The sequence below is a fragment of the Pseudomonas sp. Bc-h genome, from assembly GCF_002080045.1.
In the GTDB taxonomy this organism is placed as follows: Bacteria; Pseudomonadota; Gammaproteobacteria; order Pseudomonadales; family Pseudomonadaceae; genus Aquipseudomonas.
This window is the reverse complement of sequence record NZ_MUIN01000008.1, coordinates 164681-180616: the sequence shown is the minus strand read 5'-3', so window position 1 is coordinate 180616 and position 15936 is coordinate 164681. Positions and strand designations below refer to the sequence as shown.

At 57.6% G+C, this 15936-nt stretch carries 12 protein-coding genes; 7 read left to right on the top strand and 5 right to left on the bottom strand.

Annotation, left to right across the window (positions count from 1 at the left end; translation table 11 throughout):
* Positions 1–76: 76 nt before the first annotated feature.
* The 5 genes from BWR59_RS16025 to nadC form a co-directional block, all read right to left on the bottom strand.
* Positions 77–373: a hypothetical protein gene (locus BWR59_RS16025; protein WP_081566621.1), complete on the bottom strand. Its 297-nt coding sequence runs from the start codon at positions 371–373 to the stop codon at positions 77–79.
* Positions 363–983 carry a nucleotidyltransferase domain-containing protein gene (locus BWR59_RS16020; protein WP_081566620.1) on the bottom strand — a complete coding sequence of 207 codons (621 nt, stop codon included), beginning with the start codon at positions 981–983 and terminating at the stop codon, positions 363–365. The genes BWR59_RS16025 and BWR59_RS16020 overlap by 11 nt, the downstream gene beginning before the upstream one ends.
* On the bottom strand, positions 983–2044 hold the full coding sequence (locus BWR59_RS16015; protein WP_081566619.1) for a pentapeptide repeat-containing protein: 1062 nt from the start codon (positions 2042–2044) through the stop codon (positions 983–985). Before BWR59_RS16015 ends, BWR59_RS16020 begins: the two co-directional genes overlap by 1 nt.
* A 647-nt stretch (positions 2045–2691) precedes the next feature.
* Positions 2692–3366: an Abi family protein gene (locus BWR59_RS16010; RefSeq protein ID WP_081566618.1), complete on the bottom strand. Its 675-nt coding sequence runs from the start codon at positions 3364–3366 to the stop codon at positions 2692–2694.
* Between the two features lie 438 nt (positions 3367–3804).
* Positions 3805–4653: a carboxylating nicotinate-nucleotide diphosphorylase gene (gene nadC / locus BWR59_RS16005; protein WP_081566617.1), complete on the bottom strand. Its 849-nt coding sequence runs from the start codon at positions 4651–4653 to the stop codon at positions 3805–3807.
* 382 nt (positions 4654–5035) lie between these two features.
* Between nadC and BWR59_RS16000 the strand changes: the two genes are divergently transcribed.
* The 7 genes from BWR59_RS16000 to BWR59_RS15970 all read left to right on the top strand — a co-directional run bounded on the left by BWR59_RS16000 (position 5036) and on the right by BWR59_RS15970 (position 15860).
* Positions 5036–7273 carry a DUF1631 domain-containing protein gene (locus BWR59_RS16000; RefSeq protein WP_081566616.1) on the top strand — a complete coding sequence of 746 codons (2238 nt, stop codon included), beginning with the start codon at positions 5036–5038 and terminating at the stop codon, positions 7271–7273.
* A 192-nt stretch (positions 7274–7465) separates the two neighbouring features.
* Positions 7466–8014, top strand: coding sequence for a 1,6-anhydro-N-acetylmuramyl-L-alanine amidase AmpD (ampD, locus tag BWR59_RS15995; protein WP_081566615.1), 549 nt, complete (start codon positions 7466–7468; stop codon positions 8012–8014).
* 15 nt (positions 8015–8029) lie between these two features.
* The gene (gene ampE, locus BWR59_RS15990; RefSeq protein WP_081566614.1) at positions 8030–8866 is read left to right on the top strand and encodes a regulatory signaling modulator protein AmpE; all 837 of its coding nucleotides are present in this window, start codon (positions 8030–8032) and stop codon (positions 8864–8866) included.
* Positions 8867–9007: 141 nt separating this feature from the next.
* Positions 9008–11038, top strand: coding sequence for a methyl-accepting chemotaxis protein (locus BWR59_RS15985; RefSeq protein WP_081566613.1), 2031 nt, complete (start codon positions 9008–9010; stop codon positions 11036–11038).
* A gap of 90 nt (positions 11039–11128) precedes the next feature.
* A complete protein-coding gene (gene surE / locus BWR59_RS15980; protein WP_081566612.1) occupies positions 11129–11902 on the top strand; it encodes a 5'/3'-nucleotidase SurE in 774 nt (257 codons plus the stop codon).
* A 266-nt stretch (positions 11903–12168) separates the two neighbouring features.
* Entirely contained in the window at positions 12169–13578 is a 1410-nt protein-coding gene (gene potE, locus BWR59_RS15975) for a putrescine-ornithine antiporter (RefSeq protein ID WP_081566611.1), read from the top strand.
* Positions 13575–15860 (top strand): Orn/Lys/Arg decarboxylase N-terminal domain-containing protein, encoded by a 2286-nt coding sequence (locus BWR59_RS15970; RefSeq protein WP_081566610.1) that lies wholly within the window; start codon positions 13575–13577, stop codon positions 15858–15860. The genes potE and BWR59_RS15970 overlap by 4 nt, the downstream gene beginning before the upstream one ends.
* The last annotated feature ends 76 nt before the right edge of the window (positions 15861–15936 follow it).

The window sequence follows — 15936 nt, the reverse complement described above, 5'->3', positions numbered from 1 at the left end:
GAACGCTAGGTTTGAGCGAGATCAAGGCTGCCGCTGTTTGTAACTAGTAATTTTCGGAAGCCCGTTGAAGCGACGATCAGCGGGCCATAGCTGCTTTCTTTATCTGAAGAATTAACTCTGTCACTTCAGTCGAAAGATTCCGGTATTCATCGGTTATCTGTTCTTGGCTCTTATTGGCCAAGAAGAACAATTTTTCTGCAGCCCTGACTACGAGCGTGTGAAGTGGGTCGTCCATGGAAATGCGGTTGGCTAGCGCCCAGCGTGCAATACCACCTGAGGATAGGCCTAGCAGCTCTTCATTCCAGCCAAGCTTATTTATGGTACTAATAACTTCTCGCTGGGCATTGATGCGATTATTAAACTCACTTTTCATTTTGGCTTTTCTCCAGGCAATCTAACCAGGAATGAATTGTTTTGATTTGATCTATCACGGCAAGTATTTCTGTTTTTGAGATGAGGGTGCCATGCCCACGAGAGGATAGCAGTCTTGCTCTAATTAGAGTACTATATATCTCATGAGGTATTTCTAGCGCAGGGGTTATGTTTAGAGCGGAGCGGCGTGAGAATTCGGGCTGTCCAACATGGAGGGAATAGCACATTGCTGCATTGCGCACTGCCAGGAAAACGCACGATATATTGAAAATGGCGTTGTCTAGGCTATTTGATAGCGCAATGCTAGAGCTATTGAATAGTTCCGTAAATTTCTCAAGATCGGACTCGATATTGATATATTTTTGGGGCGCCCCGAGCTCGGCTAAAAAATCTCTGCCGTCAGAGCTAAAAACCAGCTTCGACTCCAAGTGAAGATGCCATACGAAGGGATTCCCGGAGAGCCACAGCTCACGAAGCTTATCGTAGGTATATATTGAATACTGTTGGCCATCAATTGGGCATGCGTCATCGCTGACACATGCCAGCATATCTACATCTGATCCTTGATCGATCTCACCTCGACACACCGATCCAAAGGCGTATATATGCATCACCGCCTCCCGAACCGCTTGACTAAAATGGCCGTTAAGAAGGCAAAGCCGAGTAGCCGTAAGGCAGAAATGCCAGCGGATAGCAGTGGCGGAATTGAGTCTGGTAGAGCCTTCACGCCTAGGAATAATGCGGGGGCAGTTACGAAGCTCTGCAGGAAACCTGTAAACGGCTTCGCGCCGGTGGAGTAAGCCATGTCTATAATGCCTACTACGAAAACTACCCAGGCTATTGACCTAAGCAGTTTTCCAACACTCTCGCCATTGCCCCATACAAAATCTAACGTCTTAAACTCCACCCATTTGAAAAATTGCCATACTCGAGACAAACCGACGTATTTTTTTCTGTGGTAGTCGCTATTGCTGCTCCAAGACTCTTTCAAGAATATTTCTGTGGCTTCGAGCTCTACGACAATTGCTCGGTTAACAGATTTGGCGTCACCGATTTGTTGATAGTTCATCCGCAGAGTGCGTGCAAATTTTAATTTAAGATTGTTGCGCTCTGGGGCTGCGCTCAGGATTTCATCATCAACTTGAGTGCGTTCGAAAATTGTGTAATCGAACTTGCAGCCAGGAAAGGTAGATTGATTCAAGTTGCATGCGACGAATCTGCATCCTATAAAATTGCAGGAATCGAAGACGCAGTAGCTGAAGTAACAGGTGTCGAATACGGTTTGAAAGAAAGAGACATTTTTAAAGGTCACCTTCTTGGCGCTAACGCGAGTTAGTACTTTTCGATGAAATGTTTTTTGGTCGTTTTCGATTTTCTTCGAGGCTACATTTACCCATTGGTCAGATATTTTTTCGCGATCGTCGGGTTTAAGCAGGCTAGGCTCTACCAAGGGGGCGGATTTTGCGGCGCTTTCCGTGATTTCGGGCGTATGCTGTTTCGTCCCAACTGGCTCTGCTGGCGTGTCTGAATTTTCCGAAGGATCGTTGGATGCGAAAGCAGACGTGACAACTGTACTCGGAGCTTCCACTTTCTCAGGGCTCTCACCTGATGAAGGAAGACGGTCTGCTTGGGGGTCAGTACGTTCAGCACCGTCCAGCTCATTCGAGGACATAATCGGTCTATCCATGGATAATGATCGAAAACCGGACTGATCTCTGACAAAGCTAATCAGCATCATAACCGGCTGCACAAAAGTGGTTGGTTCGCCTGCAACCTCATGCTCCTGTAGGAGCCCAACTGTACATGATTTTAACAAGCTCCGAGGTTTCGCGGATATGGTTGGAAAGCAGCGCTCGGAGGAAATTTTGCGGAGAAGTGGCACCTATGGGGCTTAGGCACTATCTCTGACCTCAGTGACGACTGATTGTCGAGGAAAATCTGGGCTGGGGCCGGGATGGCATCTTCACTTCTTCAGGACGCCTTCCCTAGATCAAGTGTCGTTTAGCAGCAGTTGCCAGCTCAAGCTTGGTGCTACCGTGCCTGGGGGAGCAGCCGGTTGCCTACGAGCTAGGCTTGCCTACGCGGTTGCCATTGCTTCGCCGGTCGAGCGCAGCTGTCTTTCCACTCGATGAGCGACTGCGGGGCTGGTTGACGTGAAGGGCCTTTCTAGGTATATTTTTATCCACTAGCCACGGGACTTGCGGGCGTAAGCCTCCCCCCGAGGACAGATGAGAGTAAACAAAAAACCGCCTTTTTGGCGGTTTTTTTGTTTCAGCTTCGCGCAGCGGGTGCATCCGCAGCCTGTTCGTCTTCTCTGAATCAGAAGGGCTTGGTACCGATTAGCGACTGGACCTGCTGAAATCCCATCATCCAGCCTGAGGAGACTTGGCATCGCGACTCCACCAGGCGCGTGATGATGCCGAGGTCGTTCTGCAGATTGCGCTGTAGAACCGGCTCATGATGCGCGATGCGGTTGCGTAGCAGCCTGATGTTGTTTAGATCATTGTGAATTTCTAGTCGCAGCGCGGCGACGGTTTTCGTCTGATCTAGGTTCGGCAGGACGCGCAATAGATGGGGGTTCCACACTCGACCGTCGTGGCGGCTCGTGAACATTTTTTCCCAGAACACGAATTTGAGTTCGGTTATCACTTGGCCAGTGGACGTCGCCTTGTTTCTGACTTGCTGCAGGTCGGCTAGCGCGTTGTAACCTGGCCCACTTTGCCGAGGTAAGCTTCGCTCAAAGGTAGGGTTCCATGGCCAACGGGCTCCGTAAAGCGCCTCCAGAGCGTCCGAGACAGCGTTTCGTATTGCTACCTCACAGAGATGCAAAGGGGGTAGCAGCGCACCGGATATCTGTGCATTCCAAGCATACAGAGCGACCGCTGCTTCTGCATCTCGGCCAGCAGCCGCTGCGATGGCTTCATAAGTCCCTAGTCTTGCGGCGGAAAGCGTATTTCTCACGGCCCCCGCGATTTGTACTACAGCTACCTGCATTGACGACACGGGCGATCATCCTTAGTATTCGTAATCACTAGCCACGGGACTTGCGGGCAAAGCCTCCCCCCCGAGGACAGATGATAAACGAAAAAACCCGCCTAACTGGCGGGTTTTTTCGTTGTGCGCCACGCGTTCGCATAACGCGTGGTGCTGCTCAGAATCTGATGATCAGGGCCTTTAGCGGATCGCATCAGAATATCCTCTACATGCCGTTACGTTTGCTCAGCGCTAAGCTTCAAGGTGCTGGCAGCTCACCGAGGCTCATCAAGTACCTAAATGAGTACCTTTTATTTATATGAGACTGAGATTTTATAGGTAGTACGGGGCTTAGATGCCGATTATTCGATTCCTGTTTTCGGCACCAAGAAACACAAAAAGCCCGGCCCCTTATCAGGACCGGGCTTTTTCGTTTCTACATTTCCGAAACGCTACCGATCAAATACTCAACCGCATCGACAGATCCACCGCCTTCACATCCTTGGTCAGCGTGCCGATCGAGATGTAGTCCACACCCGTTTCGGCAATGGTGCGCAAGGTGGCATCGGTGACGCCGCCGCTGGCTTCGAGTTTGGCGCGGCCGGCGGTGAGGCGGACGGCTTCGCGCATGTCGTCCAGGCTCAGTTCGTCGAGCATGATGATGTCGGCGCCCCCGTCGAGGGCCTGTTTGAGTTCGTCGAGGCTTTCGACTTCGACTTCTACCGGTTTGCCGGGGGCGATTTTGTGCGCGGCGGTGATCGCTTCGGCGATGCCGCCGCAGGCAGCGATGTGGTTTTCCTTGATCAGGAAGGCGTCGAACAGGCCGATGCGATGGTTGTGGCAACCGCCGCAGGTGACGGCGTATTTCTGCGCCAGGCGCAGGCCGGGGAGGGTTTTGCGGGTGTCGAGCAGTTTGACCTGGGTGTCGGCGACCATATCGGCGTAATGCTGCGAGCGTGTCGCGACGCCGGATAGCATCTGCAGGAAGTTGAGCGCGCTGCGCTCGCCGGTCAGCAGGGAGCGGGCAGGGCCTTCGAGGTGGAACAGCGCCTGATTGGGTTTGACCCGCTCACCGTCGGCGACTTGCCAATGCACCGCTACGCGCTGGTCCAACTGGCGAAACACGCTGTCGACCCAGGCGGTGCCGGCGATCACCGCGGCATCGCGAGAGATGACGGTGGCCTTGGCCAGGCGCTCGGCGGGGATCAGCTGCGCGGTGATGTCGCCGGTGCCGACGTCTTCAAGCAACGCACGGCGTACGTTGGCTTCGATTTCAGCGGTCAGCGTGGCAAGACGTAGATTCGGCATATCGGGCTCCACTTACTAAGTGGCCCGAGTATAAGGCAGTCGACTGTACCAACCCACCTGCGTCGTACCCTTCATCTGAGTGCATGGCCTGCACTTTGTCGGTTTTTTTGCCCCTGATGCGACAGATTGCGATTTTCGCGGTCTATCGCTGCACATGCTGCTTTGCCAACTCCTACTATTCCAAACAAGGCGAAGAGTCCGCTGGCGAGCGGGCCGCATTTAAAACATAATTCGCCTTGTATTTGACGTCATAGCTTTGACGTCCGCCTGTACACCCCAGGGACTACAAATTCGAGCGCTGACCAAGTGGAGGTCTTTCCTCCGTTTGCGATCAGGTTGTGGCTGTTGCAGTGGCTGTTGTGAGTGATCAAAGGAGTCCTTGATGCAGAACGACAATAAGGTGGTGCCTCTGAGCAAGACGAGCCCGGATCATTCCGGGTCTTCGCCTGTCGCTCGGCTGCCCGTCGTTCTGTTGCAGGTGCGCGACAAGGCCGCCCAGCAGCTCAAGGAGAGCCTGCAGACGTTGTTCGACAACGCTGACGACACGCTATTTGAAATGGCGGATCGCGCGCACAACAACGCCGAACAGAACATTTTTTTCGAAGCCATGCGCGACCTGCGCCTGAAGCGAAAGAGCATCGAGCGCAACTTCCTCGACAAATTCTTCGAAGCCTTCTTGCGTCTCGGCAACTACGAGATCGCCGAGCCTATCCTTTCCGAACCTGTCTCCTTCGACAAACTCGCGCTGGTTCATAACGATGATCTGGAGCGTACTGTTGCCGTCGACTCCATGGTGACCAAGGTCATGAACCGCGACGGCGTTGCCCTGAGCCAACTGACCACGCGCCTGAACGAACTGATTCCGCAGCCTCTGACTGACGAAACCAATCCGTTGGGTCCGACACTGCTGTGCGACTTTTTCTTGCAGGCCGGGCGTAGCCTTGGCGTCGAGATCAAGGTCAAGCTGATCATTCTCAAGCTGTTCGAGAAGTACGCGCTGTCCAACGCTGACCAATTGTATGACGAAGCCAACCTGCTGCTGATCGCGGCGGGTGTCTTGCCGGATCTGAAAGTCCTGCCTTCGCGGCGCTCGACCGACCGGGCCAGCGTAGCGGCGGCGACCGAGGCGCAAAGAGCCGATAGCGCGGCGATGGTTCAGGCAGCCGAGAAGCTCGACAAGAGCGTGCAGGAGGTCTTTTCGGCGTTGCAGGAGTTGCTGGTGTACGTGCGCGGCAATCTGACGCCACGTCCGGACAACGCCGCCGAAGCCCGGCCGATTTCGAGTCAGGACCTGCTGCGTCTGCTGTCTCATCTGCAGCAATACGTGCCCCGGGCCGAAAACCCGGATGACTTCGACCTGCGTTCGCAGTTGGAGCAGCTGATTGGCCGAGTGAGTGCGCGCAGCGGCAAATTCCGCACCGTCGGAACCATCGACGAAGACGTGATCAACCTGATCTCGATGCTCTTCGAGTTCATCCTTGACGACCGCAATCTGCCGAGTTCGCTGCGGGCGCTGATTGGCCGTTTGCAGATTCCGATGCTCAAAGTCGCGGTCATCGACAAGAGCTTTTTCAGCCGTGGTAGCCATCCGGCGCGTCGGCTGCTGAACGAGATTGCTTCGGCGGCGTTGGGCTGGGGCGGTCGTGATGACAGTCAACGGGACTCGCTGTACACGCGCATCGATCAGATCGTGCAGCGCCTGTTGCATGACTTTGTCGACGACCCGGCGATTTTCACCGAGCTGCTGGTGGATTTCCTCGCGTTCACCAGCGATGAGCGCCGTCGCAGCGAACTGCTCGAACAGCGCACCCGTGATGCCGAAGAAGGCCGTGCGCTGGCCGAACTGGCGCGGCAGCGGGTTCAGCAGGCGCTCAATGATCGTCTGCTGGGCAAAACCCTGCCTGAGGTGGTCGTGCGCCTGCTGCAGGAGGCGTGGAGCAAGGTGCTGTTGCTCACCTGCCTCAAGCATGGCGAGGAGTCCGGCGAGTGGAAGGCTGGCTTGCAGGCGATGGACGACTTGATCTGGAGCGTTGAACCCCATGCCGAGCCGGATGCGCGTCAGCGTCTGCTGGAGCTGGTGCCAGGTTTGCTCAAGTCTCTGCGCGACGGTCTGAGCAGCGCGGCGTTCGATCCGTTTGCCACCAGCGAATTTTTCAGCCAGCTCGAAGCCTTGCATGTGCAGGCTTTCAATCACGTGGCCCAAGCGCCGGGTGCACCGGATGAAATACCCGTCAACGAGTCCGGCAATGGGCCGTCGATGATGGCGGTGGTGGAAGAGATCGTGCTGGTGGCCCCGGGTGAGCAAGTCGTCAGTGAGCCTTTGCTGCACCTGCCCGAGAACGATGAGGGCCTGATGCAGGTTGACAAACTGCGACTGGGCAGTTGGGTCGAGCTTCAAGAGGATGAAGACCACAAACTGCGCTGCAAACTCGCGGCCATCGTCGAGCCAAGCGGGCGCTATGTGTTCGTCAATCGCACCGGCATGAAGGTCCTCGAGAAAACCCGTATGGGCCTGGCCGTCGAGTTTCGTCGCGGGGCTATTCGGGTGCTGGACGACTCGCTGCTATTCGATCGTGCGCTGGAGTCGGTGTTGGGCAATCTGCGCAAGCTCAAAGGGTAAATCGAATAAGCGCGCTTCTAGCAATTAGCTTGGTGGTGTTCGGTTTGCCAGCAGCGGCGATTCATAGCCCTCAGCGCCGGCAAACCGGACTGCTACAGGCGATCGCAACAGCCGGATCCCACTTCGCTCCCCACTTCCTTCCTCATCGCGGGCATACTGGCCGCTGTCGATTTCATGCTTTAAGGACCCTTCATGCGATTGGACCCTGCCACGGGCTGGTGCCACGGCGCGCATCATTGCCCCTCGCCCAATTTCAACGCTCGCCCCGAAGCCGAGATCTCGCTGCTGGTGATCCACAACATCAGCCTGCCGCCTGCGCAGTTCAAGACCGGCAAGGTTCAGGCGTTCTTCCAGAACCGGCTGGACGTCACAGAGCACCCTTACTTTGAAAGCATTGCCGAGCTGCGGGTGTCCGCGCATTTTCTGATCGAGCGTGATGGCGAGCTGACGCAGTTCGTCTCCTGTCTGGATCGCGCGTGGCATGCGGGGGTTTCGCTGTTCGATGGCCGTGAAACCTGTAATGACTTCTCCATCGGCATCGAGCTGGAAGGCACTGATGAGCAGCCGTTCACCGACGCCCAATATGACGCGCTGATCGCCCTGACCCGACAGTTGCAGTCGGCCTGGCCGGCGATCACTTCACAACGAATTACCGGGCACAGCGATATCGCCCCGGGACGCAAGACCGATCCGGGTCCATGCTTTGATTGGGCGCGTTTTCGTTCGGCTTTGCAGAATTGAATCAAGGAGCGGGTGATGAGTTTTCTGGTGTTACTGCTGGCAGTGTGGATAGAGAAATTTTCCGCCCTGCGTCAGCGTGTTCAGCGCGATGCGCCCTGGCTGAATCAGCTCGGCCGGCTTGAGTCCAACCCCCGTTCGGCGAAGCGTCCCTGGTGGATCCTGACGCTGACGATTCTGTTTCCGCTGTTGCTGCTGGCGCTGGTGTTGTGGATTGTCGGCTCGGTGGCGTACGGCTGGCTGGCCCTGCCCATTCACCTGCTGGTGCTGATTTACAGCTTGGGCCGTGGCGATATCAAGGCCAATCTTGGTTCGTTCCGCGACGCCTGCCGACGTGGCGATCAGGAGGCGGCGGTGCTGGTGGCCGATCGTGATCTCGGGGTTCAGGCAGAAAACGAAGAGCAACTGTTGGGCGGCGTGCAGACCTACCTGCTGTGGCAGGTCTATCAGGGTTTCTTCGCGGTGATCTTCTGGTACTTCCTGCTGGGCCCGGTTGCAGCGTTGGCCTATCGCTTGCTGGCGTTGGCGTCAGAGCATGGCAAGACTCCGGCTCTGGTCGAGCGCGCGACTCAACTACGACATGCCTTCGATTGGGTGCCGGTGCGCCTGCTGGCGGCGAGTTTTGCACTGGTCGGCAACTTCGTTGCAGTCAGCCGCGTGATGCTCAGCGAGCTGCTCAACTGGAACATCAACGCTTCGGCATTGATCACCAAGGCCGGTTGTGTGGCAGGCGAGGTGCCTGCTCCGGTGGTGGGCGTCGAGGGCGTGAACAGCCTGGATGTGCTCTGGGAGCTGCTGATTCGCTCGGCGATTGTCTGGTATGCAGGCTTTGCGTTGTGCACCTTGTTCGTTTGAGTGAGGCGCAAATACCTCGTTTACTTTTGTTTACAAAACCTCCTTTCGTTATCAGGTATACATCTCTTCGCGGTAATGGCTTAGCGCTATACCGCCGAAGAGCGGTGCCCATAACAATAAAAGCGAAAGGGGAGATGTCTCGTGAGAAGCCCTCTGTATCCGGCCATCGCGTTGATGAACCGGCTGAGTTTCGGCATGAAGTTCAGCCTGATCAGCGTCCTGTTTTTCCTGCCGATGCTGGTCACCAACTTCTATCTGGTTCGCGATGCCTATCGTGAATTCGTCGGCACGCGCATCGAGCAGCAAAGCCTGCAACTGCTTGATACCAGCCTCGATCTGCGTCGTGACCTGGAGACCCTGACCGACCTCATCGAAATCAATGCCGTCCTCGGCCAGTCTGGCCCGGTGGCGGAAATCGATTGCAAGGTCGCGACGCTCGAATCCACCATTCTCAGCACCTTGACCTCTCTCAAACCAGTCACCGAAGACGCCGTCCAAGTCAGCGCATTCAATGCCAAGCGCGATGAGCTGATCGCGGATTTCAAGGCTCAGCAAACCGAATCCAGCCTGCAGAATCGCAGCGGCATGATGGAGAAACTGCTGAACAAGGCGCAGACGTTCAGCAAAGTCATCGCCAGCCAGGCCGGGCTCTCCCAAGACGACAACAGTGACATCCGCCAGCTTGGCGAGCTCATCACCGGCATCACCGCACAGGTCACGCAAACCCTGGGCGACGGCCGCACGATGGGCTCGTATTCGCTGGGGCAGGGGCAGCTCAACTCCGCCGCGAGCACGCGCTTCGATGACTTGCTGCAAAAGCTGGAAAAACTTCAGGCCGATTACGCGCTGAAACTGCAGGACGCCCTGGGCAATAGCGCCTCCGCGCGCGCGGCCCTCGATACCGCCGCGAAGGCCAGCCATGGCTCATTGAAGCAGGCCAGCGAGCTGTTCGATGAGCAAGTGGTGATGGCCGAAACCCTGGACGCTCCATGGCAGAGTTTTTACGAAAGCGTCACGGGCCTGATGGCGCACACCTACCAACTCAACGCCGCGACGGTGAAGTTCATCGACGTGCAGTTGCAGGCGCGGCTGGTGGAAAAGCGTCAGCAGATGATCCTCCTGGTCTCGGCGCTCGCAGGCGTGTTTTTGCTGATCGGTTATCTCTACGGTGGCTTCTATGCCTCGACCCGCACGACGTTGCGGCGCCTTGGGGCGGTGATGGACAAGGTGGCAGCGGGCGACATGACCGTGAGTTTCACTGCGCACAGCCGTGACGAGTTGGGCGAGCTTGGGCGCGTATTCAACGGCACGGTGGCAAAGATTCACGACCTGATCGAACGGGTGGGCCAGACCGTGGCCGAGGTCGAGCGACAGTCGGCGCAGGTTGAGTCGGTGTCTGCCAGCAGCAATCAGGCAGTGGCCGGGCAACGCAGCCAGATCGAGCAGGTGGCGACCGCGATGAACCAGATGAGCGCGACTTCGCTGGAAGTCGCGCGCAGCGCCGCAGCGGCGGTCAGCAGCGCGCACAGCGTCAACCAGGAAACGGAAAACGGGCGAGGGTTGGTGCAGTCTCAACAGGGCAGCATCGCGCGTCTGGCCAGTGAGATCGATCAATCGGTGCTGGTGATCAATCAACTGGCAAGCGACAGCCTGTCGATAAGCCGGGTGCTGGACGTGATCAAGAGCGTCGCGCAACAGACCAACCTGCTGGCGCTCAACGCCGCCATCGAGGCCGCCCGCGCTGGCGAACAGGGCAGGGGTTTTGCGGTGGTGGCCGACGAGGTTCGCACGCTGGCGCGACGCACTCAGCAATCCACTGAGGAAATCGAGCAGATGATCGCTCATCTGCAAGGCGGAGTCGGCGCGGCGGTGAAAGCCATGGGCGTGAGTCATGAGGTCGCCAGCAACACGGTCGGGCAGTCCGAGCAGGTGCAGCAGGCGCTGGAAAATATCCTCGATGCGGTGGGCATGATCGTCGATCAGAATCAGCAGATCGCCGCGGCTGTGGAGCAACAGACTGCGGTAGCTCATGACATCGACCAAAACATCGTCGAGATCAATCTGGCGGGTGAGCGCACGGCCAATGGCGCGAACCAGACCGAACACGCCAGCCGCCAACTGTCGGCGCAGGTGGTCGAACTCAAGCAGCTGATTGGCGCGTTTCGCGTTTAACGACGTTTGCCGCGCAAGGGTTGCGAGGCTTTCCCGAGGCATGTGACAGTGTTCGGCATTGTCGTTCATCACACTGCCGAGGAGAGAAACATGTCGAGCCCGCGAATCGAGAGGATCCTGATCACCAACGACGACGGCATCGACGCGCCGGGGCTGGAGGTCCTGGAGGCCGTGGCCCGCGAGCTGGCGGACGAAGTGTGGATCGTCGCGCCGGAGCAGGATCAGAGCGGGATTTCCCATGCCTTGAGCATTCACCATCCGCTGCGGGTGAAGGCTCGGGGCGAGAGACGTTATTCGGTGTCGGGCACCCCGGCCGACTGCGTGGCTATCGGTTTGCGCGAGCTGATGGACAAGCCGCCGCAACTGCTGCTTTCCGGGATCAACAAGGGCGCCAACCTGGGCGTCGAAACCATGTTTTCCGGTACCGTCGGCGCAGCCATGGCCGGGTTGCTGCTGGGCGTGCCATCGATTGCCCTGAGCCAGTTTTTCACCCGTCGCGATGCCGTGAGGTGGGACACTGCACGCGCGCTCGCGCCGGACGTCATTCGCGCGGTGATTGGCATGGAATGGGCGGCCGACGTTTGCCTGAACATCAACTTCCCCGACGTCGAACCGCAACAGGCGAAACCGCTTCAGATCACCCGGCAGGGCATCGGGCGCATGGACGGTTTGAACATCACCAAACGCACCGACATGCGCGAGCAAGGGTACTACTGGCTGAATATCGATCGTCACGAGCGTCCGGATTTCGATGACAGCGAAACCTTCGTTGTGACCCATGGCGGAGTGTCGGTAACGCCCTTGCGTTTCGAGCGAACAGACCTCGAAGTGATGTCGCGTTTGAAGAACACGCTGGCCAACTGATCGAACGAGTGACTCAGGTATTCGGGCGCGGCTTGACCCAGATCAAAGCCCATCGAATACCTGACGTTATGTTGGGTGTCAGGCATTTAGCGTATCCATCCGTTTGAAGCGGCAAGTTATTTTTTTATTTAAAAGTCCGGGTCACCTACTTCGAATTCATAAAAAGGTGGCTCTTGGCTATTGCTTTATAAAGTCTGACTTTCTTGCTTAGTAACAAACCTTTGCTATAGCTAAAAGCCTCTCACTTCATCAAATGGGGCAACGGAATGTCAGTCGCAAAGAAAATGAGCGTGGGACAGCTGACCATGTTGACCGCCGTCAACATGCTGGGCTCCGGCATTGTGTTGTTGCCTACCAAACTCGCCGAGGTTGGCGGTATTTCAATCCTTTCCTGGCTGATCACGGCCACCGGCTCGCTGGCTCTGGCATACGCCTTTGCCCGCTGCGGCATGCTCAGCCGCAAGACGGGTGGCATGGGCGGATATGCTGAATACACCTTCGGCAAGTCCGGCAACTACATCACCAACTACACATACGGGCTGTCGTTGTTGATTGCCAACGTGGCGATCAGTATCACGGCGGTGGGTTATATCCAGACCCTGTTCAATATACAGCTCGGTTCGCTGCAAGTTGGCCTGGCGACCATCGCGTTGTTGTGGATTACCACCTTCGCCAACTTCGGCGGCGCGAGCATTACCGGCAAGATCGGCGCAGTGACGGTCTGGGGTGTCATTGCACCCGTGGTATTGGTCTCCACTGTTGGCTGGTTCTGGTTCGACAGTAGTATTTACGCAGCGGGCTGGAACCCTCACGGCATGGCTTGGTATCAGGCGGCTGGCGCTTCGGTGGCGATTACCCTGTGGGCGTTTCTCGGGCTGGAGTCTGCGTGCGCCAACGGCGATGCCGTCGAAAATCCCGAGAAGAACGTTCCCATTGCCGTTCTGGGTGGGACGCTGGGTGCGGCGGTGATCTACATCGTGTCCACCAACGTGATCGCCGGCATTGTCGATAACGCGGAACTGGTGTCCTCCACTGCGCCGTTCGGGCTGGTGTTCGCCAAGATGTTCACCCCGATGATTGGCAACATCGTCATGGGCCTGATGGTTCTGGCCTGCATCGGCTCGCTGCTGGGCTGGCAGTTCACCGTGGCGCAGGTGTTCAAGAGTTCGGCGGACACCGGTTACTTCCTGCCGATCTTCGCCAAGGCCAACAAGCACGGGGTGCCGATCATCAGCATGCTGATCCTGCTGGCGATGCAGACCGCCATGGCCCTGCTCACGATCAGCCCTGACCTGGCCAAGCAGTTCGACACCCTGGTGAACCTGGCGGTGGTCACCAACCTGGTGCCCTACATCCTGTCCATGGCCACCTTGATGACGCTGCAGAAGGTGTCCAACGTCCCGGCGGACAAGGCGCTCATTACCAATATCGTCGCCTGGATCGCGGCGGCCTATAGCTATCTGGCGCTGTACAGCTCCGGCGCTCAGGCGCTGATGCTCGGCGGCGTGGCGACCATCATCGGCTACACGCTGTTCGGTTTCGTCAACACCCGCCTGATCAAACTCGAGGCACTCAATAACAGCGTGCCAACACAAACCGTCGCCGCGCAGCACATCGTCGGTGAGCCTGTCCCTGTTAATAACTTGAACTCTGCCCAACTGGAGACCCAATCATGACGGAAAACAGACACCTGCTCGGCATGCTGGCGTTGCTCGTCAGCAAGCAGCCCGACAAACGCAGCGTGTTCGGCCGGGCACTGATCCAGCTGATCAGCGATGTGGAAGACCGCGCCATCAGCGTGTTGACCTCGGAAAGCCTGAGCGACGCCAAGTCGATTCTCAGCACCGATCCGGCGATCCAGTGCGTGCTGCTCAGTTGGGAAATGGACGACAGCGAAGACCACCAGGAATGCATCGATCTGCTGACTGCGCTGCGCGAGCGCAACACCCGCGTACCGGTGTTTCTGATCAGTGATCGCAGCACGGCCTCGAATGTCCCGTTGATTGTCATGCAGCACGCGGACGACTTCATCTGGCTGCCGGAAGACACCAGCCGCTTCCTCAGTGGCCGGATCATGGCCGCCATCGAGCGCTATCGTCAGGCGGTGCTGCCGCCGATGTTCGGTGCGCTGCTGAAGTTCGCCCGCTGCTATGAATACTCCTGGCACACGCCGGGGCATGCGGGCGGCACGGCGTTTCTGAAAAGCACGGCAGGTCGGGCGTTCTATGAGTTCTTCGGCGAGAATCTGCTGCGTTCCGACCTGTCGATTTCAGTCGGCGAACTGGGCTCGCTGCTCGATCACAGCGGCCCCATCGGTCAGGGTGAGCGTTACGCGGCCAAGGTGTTCGGCGCCCATCGCACGTACTACGTGACCAACGGCTCGTCGATGTCCAACCGCGTGATCCTCATGGCGAGCGTCACGCGTGACCAGATTGCCCTGTGCGACCGCAATTGCCACAAATCCGCCGAGCATGCGATGACGCTGTCCGGGGCCATTCCGACCTACCTGGTGCCGACCCGAAACCGCTTCGGCATCATCGGGCCGATCCTGCCGCAAACCCTGAGCGCCGAGGGCGTGAAGGCGGCCATCGCCAACAACCCGCTGGTCAAGAGCCACATCGATCCGACACCGGTGCACGCCATCGTTACCAACTCCACTTACGACGGCCTGACTTACAACGTCACTCGCGTTGAAGAACTGCTGGGCGAGAGCGTCGACCGGCTGCACTTTGACGAAGCCTGGTATGGCTATGCGCGCTTCAACCCGCTGTACAAGGATCGCTTCGCGATGCACGGCAGCCCGGACGATCACGACCCGTCCAAGCCGACGGTGTTCGCCACCCAGTCGACCCACAAGCTGCTGGCGGCGTTGTCTCAGGCCTCGATGATCCATGTGCGCAACGGGCGTAATCCGATTCCCCATGGGCGCTTCAACGAGTCGTACATGATGCATGCCTCGACCTCGCCGAACTACGCGATCATGGCCTCGTGCGACGTCAGTTCGGCGATGATGGAAGCGCCAAGCGGGCATATCCTGACCACCGAATCCATTGAAGAGGCGATCGCTTTCCGGCAAGTCATCTCGCGCATGCAGAGCGACATGCTCGCTAACGACGACTGGTTCTTTTCATGCTGGCAGCCACCCTCAGTGCAGGCAGGTGCGACGTCGATTGCGTTTCACGAGGTCGATCCGGTCAGGCTCAAGACCGACCCGAGCTGCTGGGTGCTGCACCCTAATGAGGTATGGCACGGCTTCGGCGACATCGAAGACGGCTATTGCATGCTCGACCCGATCAAAGTGTCGATCCTCAGCCCAGGCATGGGCGACGACGGCAACCTGCTCGACTTCGGCATCCCGGCCTGTGTGCTCACGGCCTATCTCGGGCGGCAGGGTATCGTGGTCGAGAAAACCACCGATTTCACCATCCTGTTCCTGTTTTCCATCGGCATCACCAAAGGCAAGTGGGGCACGCTGGTCAATGCGCTGCTGGACTTCAAGCGAGATTACGACACCAACCTGGAACTGGAGCTGTGCCTGCCCGATCTGCTGACCGCCAATCATGAGCGCTATGCCGGTATGGGTTTGAAAGATCTGGCCGAAGACATCTTCGCCGCAATGAAGAAAACCAAGACCACTGCCGCCATGTCGCAGGCGTTCGGGACGTTGCCCAAAGCCGAGTTCAGCCCGGTAGAAGCCTATGAGAAGCTGGTCAGAAACGAGGTGGAACTGGTGACGTTGGAAGAAGCCGCAGGGCGTCTCGCAGCGACGGGGATCGTGCCTTATCCACCAGGGATTCCGCTGCTGATGCCGGGAGAAAATGCCGGGCCTGCTGACGGGCCATTGCTGGCCTATCTCAAGGCGCTGGAGAGCTTCGACAAGTCATTCCCGGGCTTCACCCATGACACCCACGGGATCGAGAGCGAGGCGGGGGTTTATCGATTGTTGGTGTTGAAGTGATGTGAGGGCATGGCTGCGCTCAGCCACTGGCACAACCCAAACTCGTGGGAGGGAGCTTGCTCGCGAAGACTGACAC

What these genes read in the sequence shown, in the direction of transcription:
- BWR59_RS16020 (WP_081566620.1), bottom strand. Translation starts at nt 983, where the DNA reads ATGCATATATACGCCTTTGGATCGGTGTGTCGAGGTGAGATCGATCAA.
- BWR59_RS16010 (WP_081566618.1), bottom strand. Translation starts at nt 3,366, where the DNA reads ATGCAGGTAGCTGTAGTACAAATCGCGGGGGCCGTGAGAAATACGCTT.
- BWR59_RS16025 (WP_081566621.1), bottom strand. Translation starts at nt 373, where the DNA reads ATGAAAAGTGAGTTTAATAATCGCATCAATGCCCAGCGAGAAGTTATT.
- ampE (WP_081566614.1), top strand. Translation starts at nt 8,030, where the DNA reads ATGAGTTTTCTGGTGTTACTGCTGGCAGTGTGGATAGAGAAATTTTCC.
- BWR59_RS15970 (WP_081566610.1), top strand. Translation starts at nt 13,575, where the DNA reads ATGACGGAAAACAGACACCTGCTCGGCATGCTGGCGTTGCTCGTCAGC.
- BWR59_RS16000 (WP_081566616.1), top strand. Translation starts at nt 5,036, where the DNA reads ATGCAGAACGACAATAAGGTGGTGCCTCTGAGCAAGACGAGCCCGGAT.
- potE (WP_081566611.1), top strand. Translation starts at nt 12,169, where the DNA reads ATGTCAGTCGCAAAGAAAATGAGCGTGGGACAGCTGACCATGTTGACC.
- BWR59_RS16015 (WP_081566619.1), bottom strand. Translation starts at nt 2,044, where the DNA reads ATGTCCTCGAATGAGCTGGACGGTGCTGAACGTACTGACCCCCAAGCA.
- ampD (WP_081566615.1), top strand. Translation starts at nt 7,466, where the DNA reads ATGCGATTGGACCCTGCCACGGGCTGGTGCCACGGCGCGCATCATTGC.
- nadC (WP_081566617.1), bottom strand. Translation starts at nt 4,653, where the DNA reads ATGCCGAATCTACGTCTTGCCACGCTGACCGCTGAAATCGAAGCCAAC.
- surE (WP_081566612.1), top strand. Translation starts at nt 11,129, where the DNA reads ATGTCGAGCCCGCGAATCGAGAGGATCCTGATCACCAACGACGACGGC.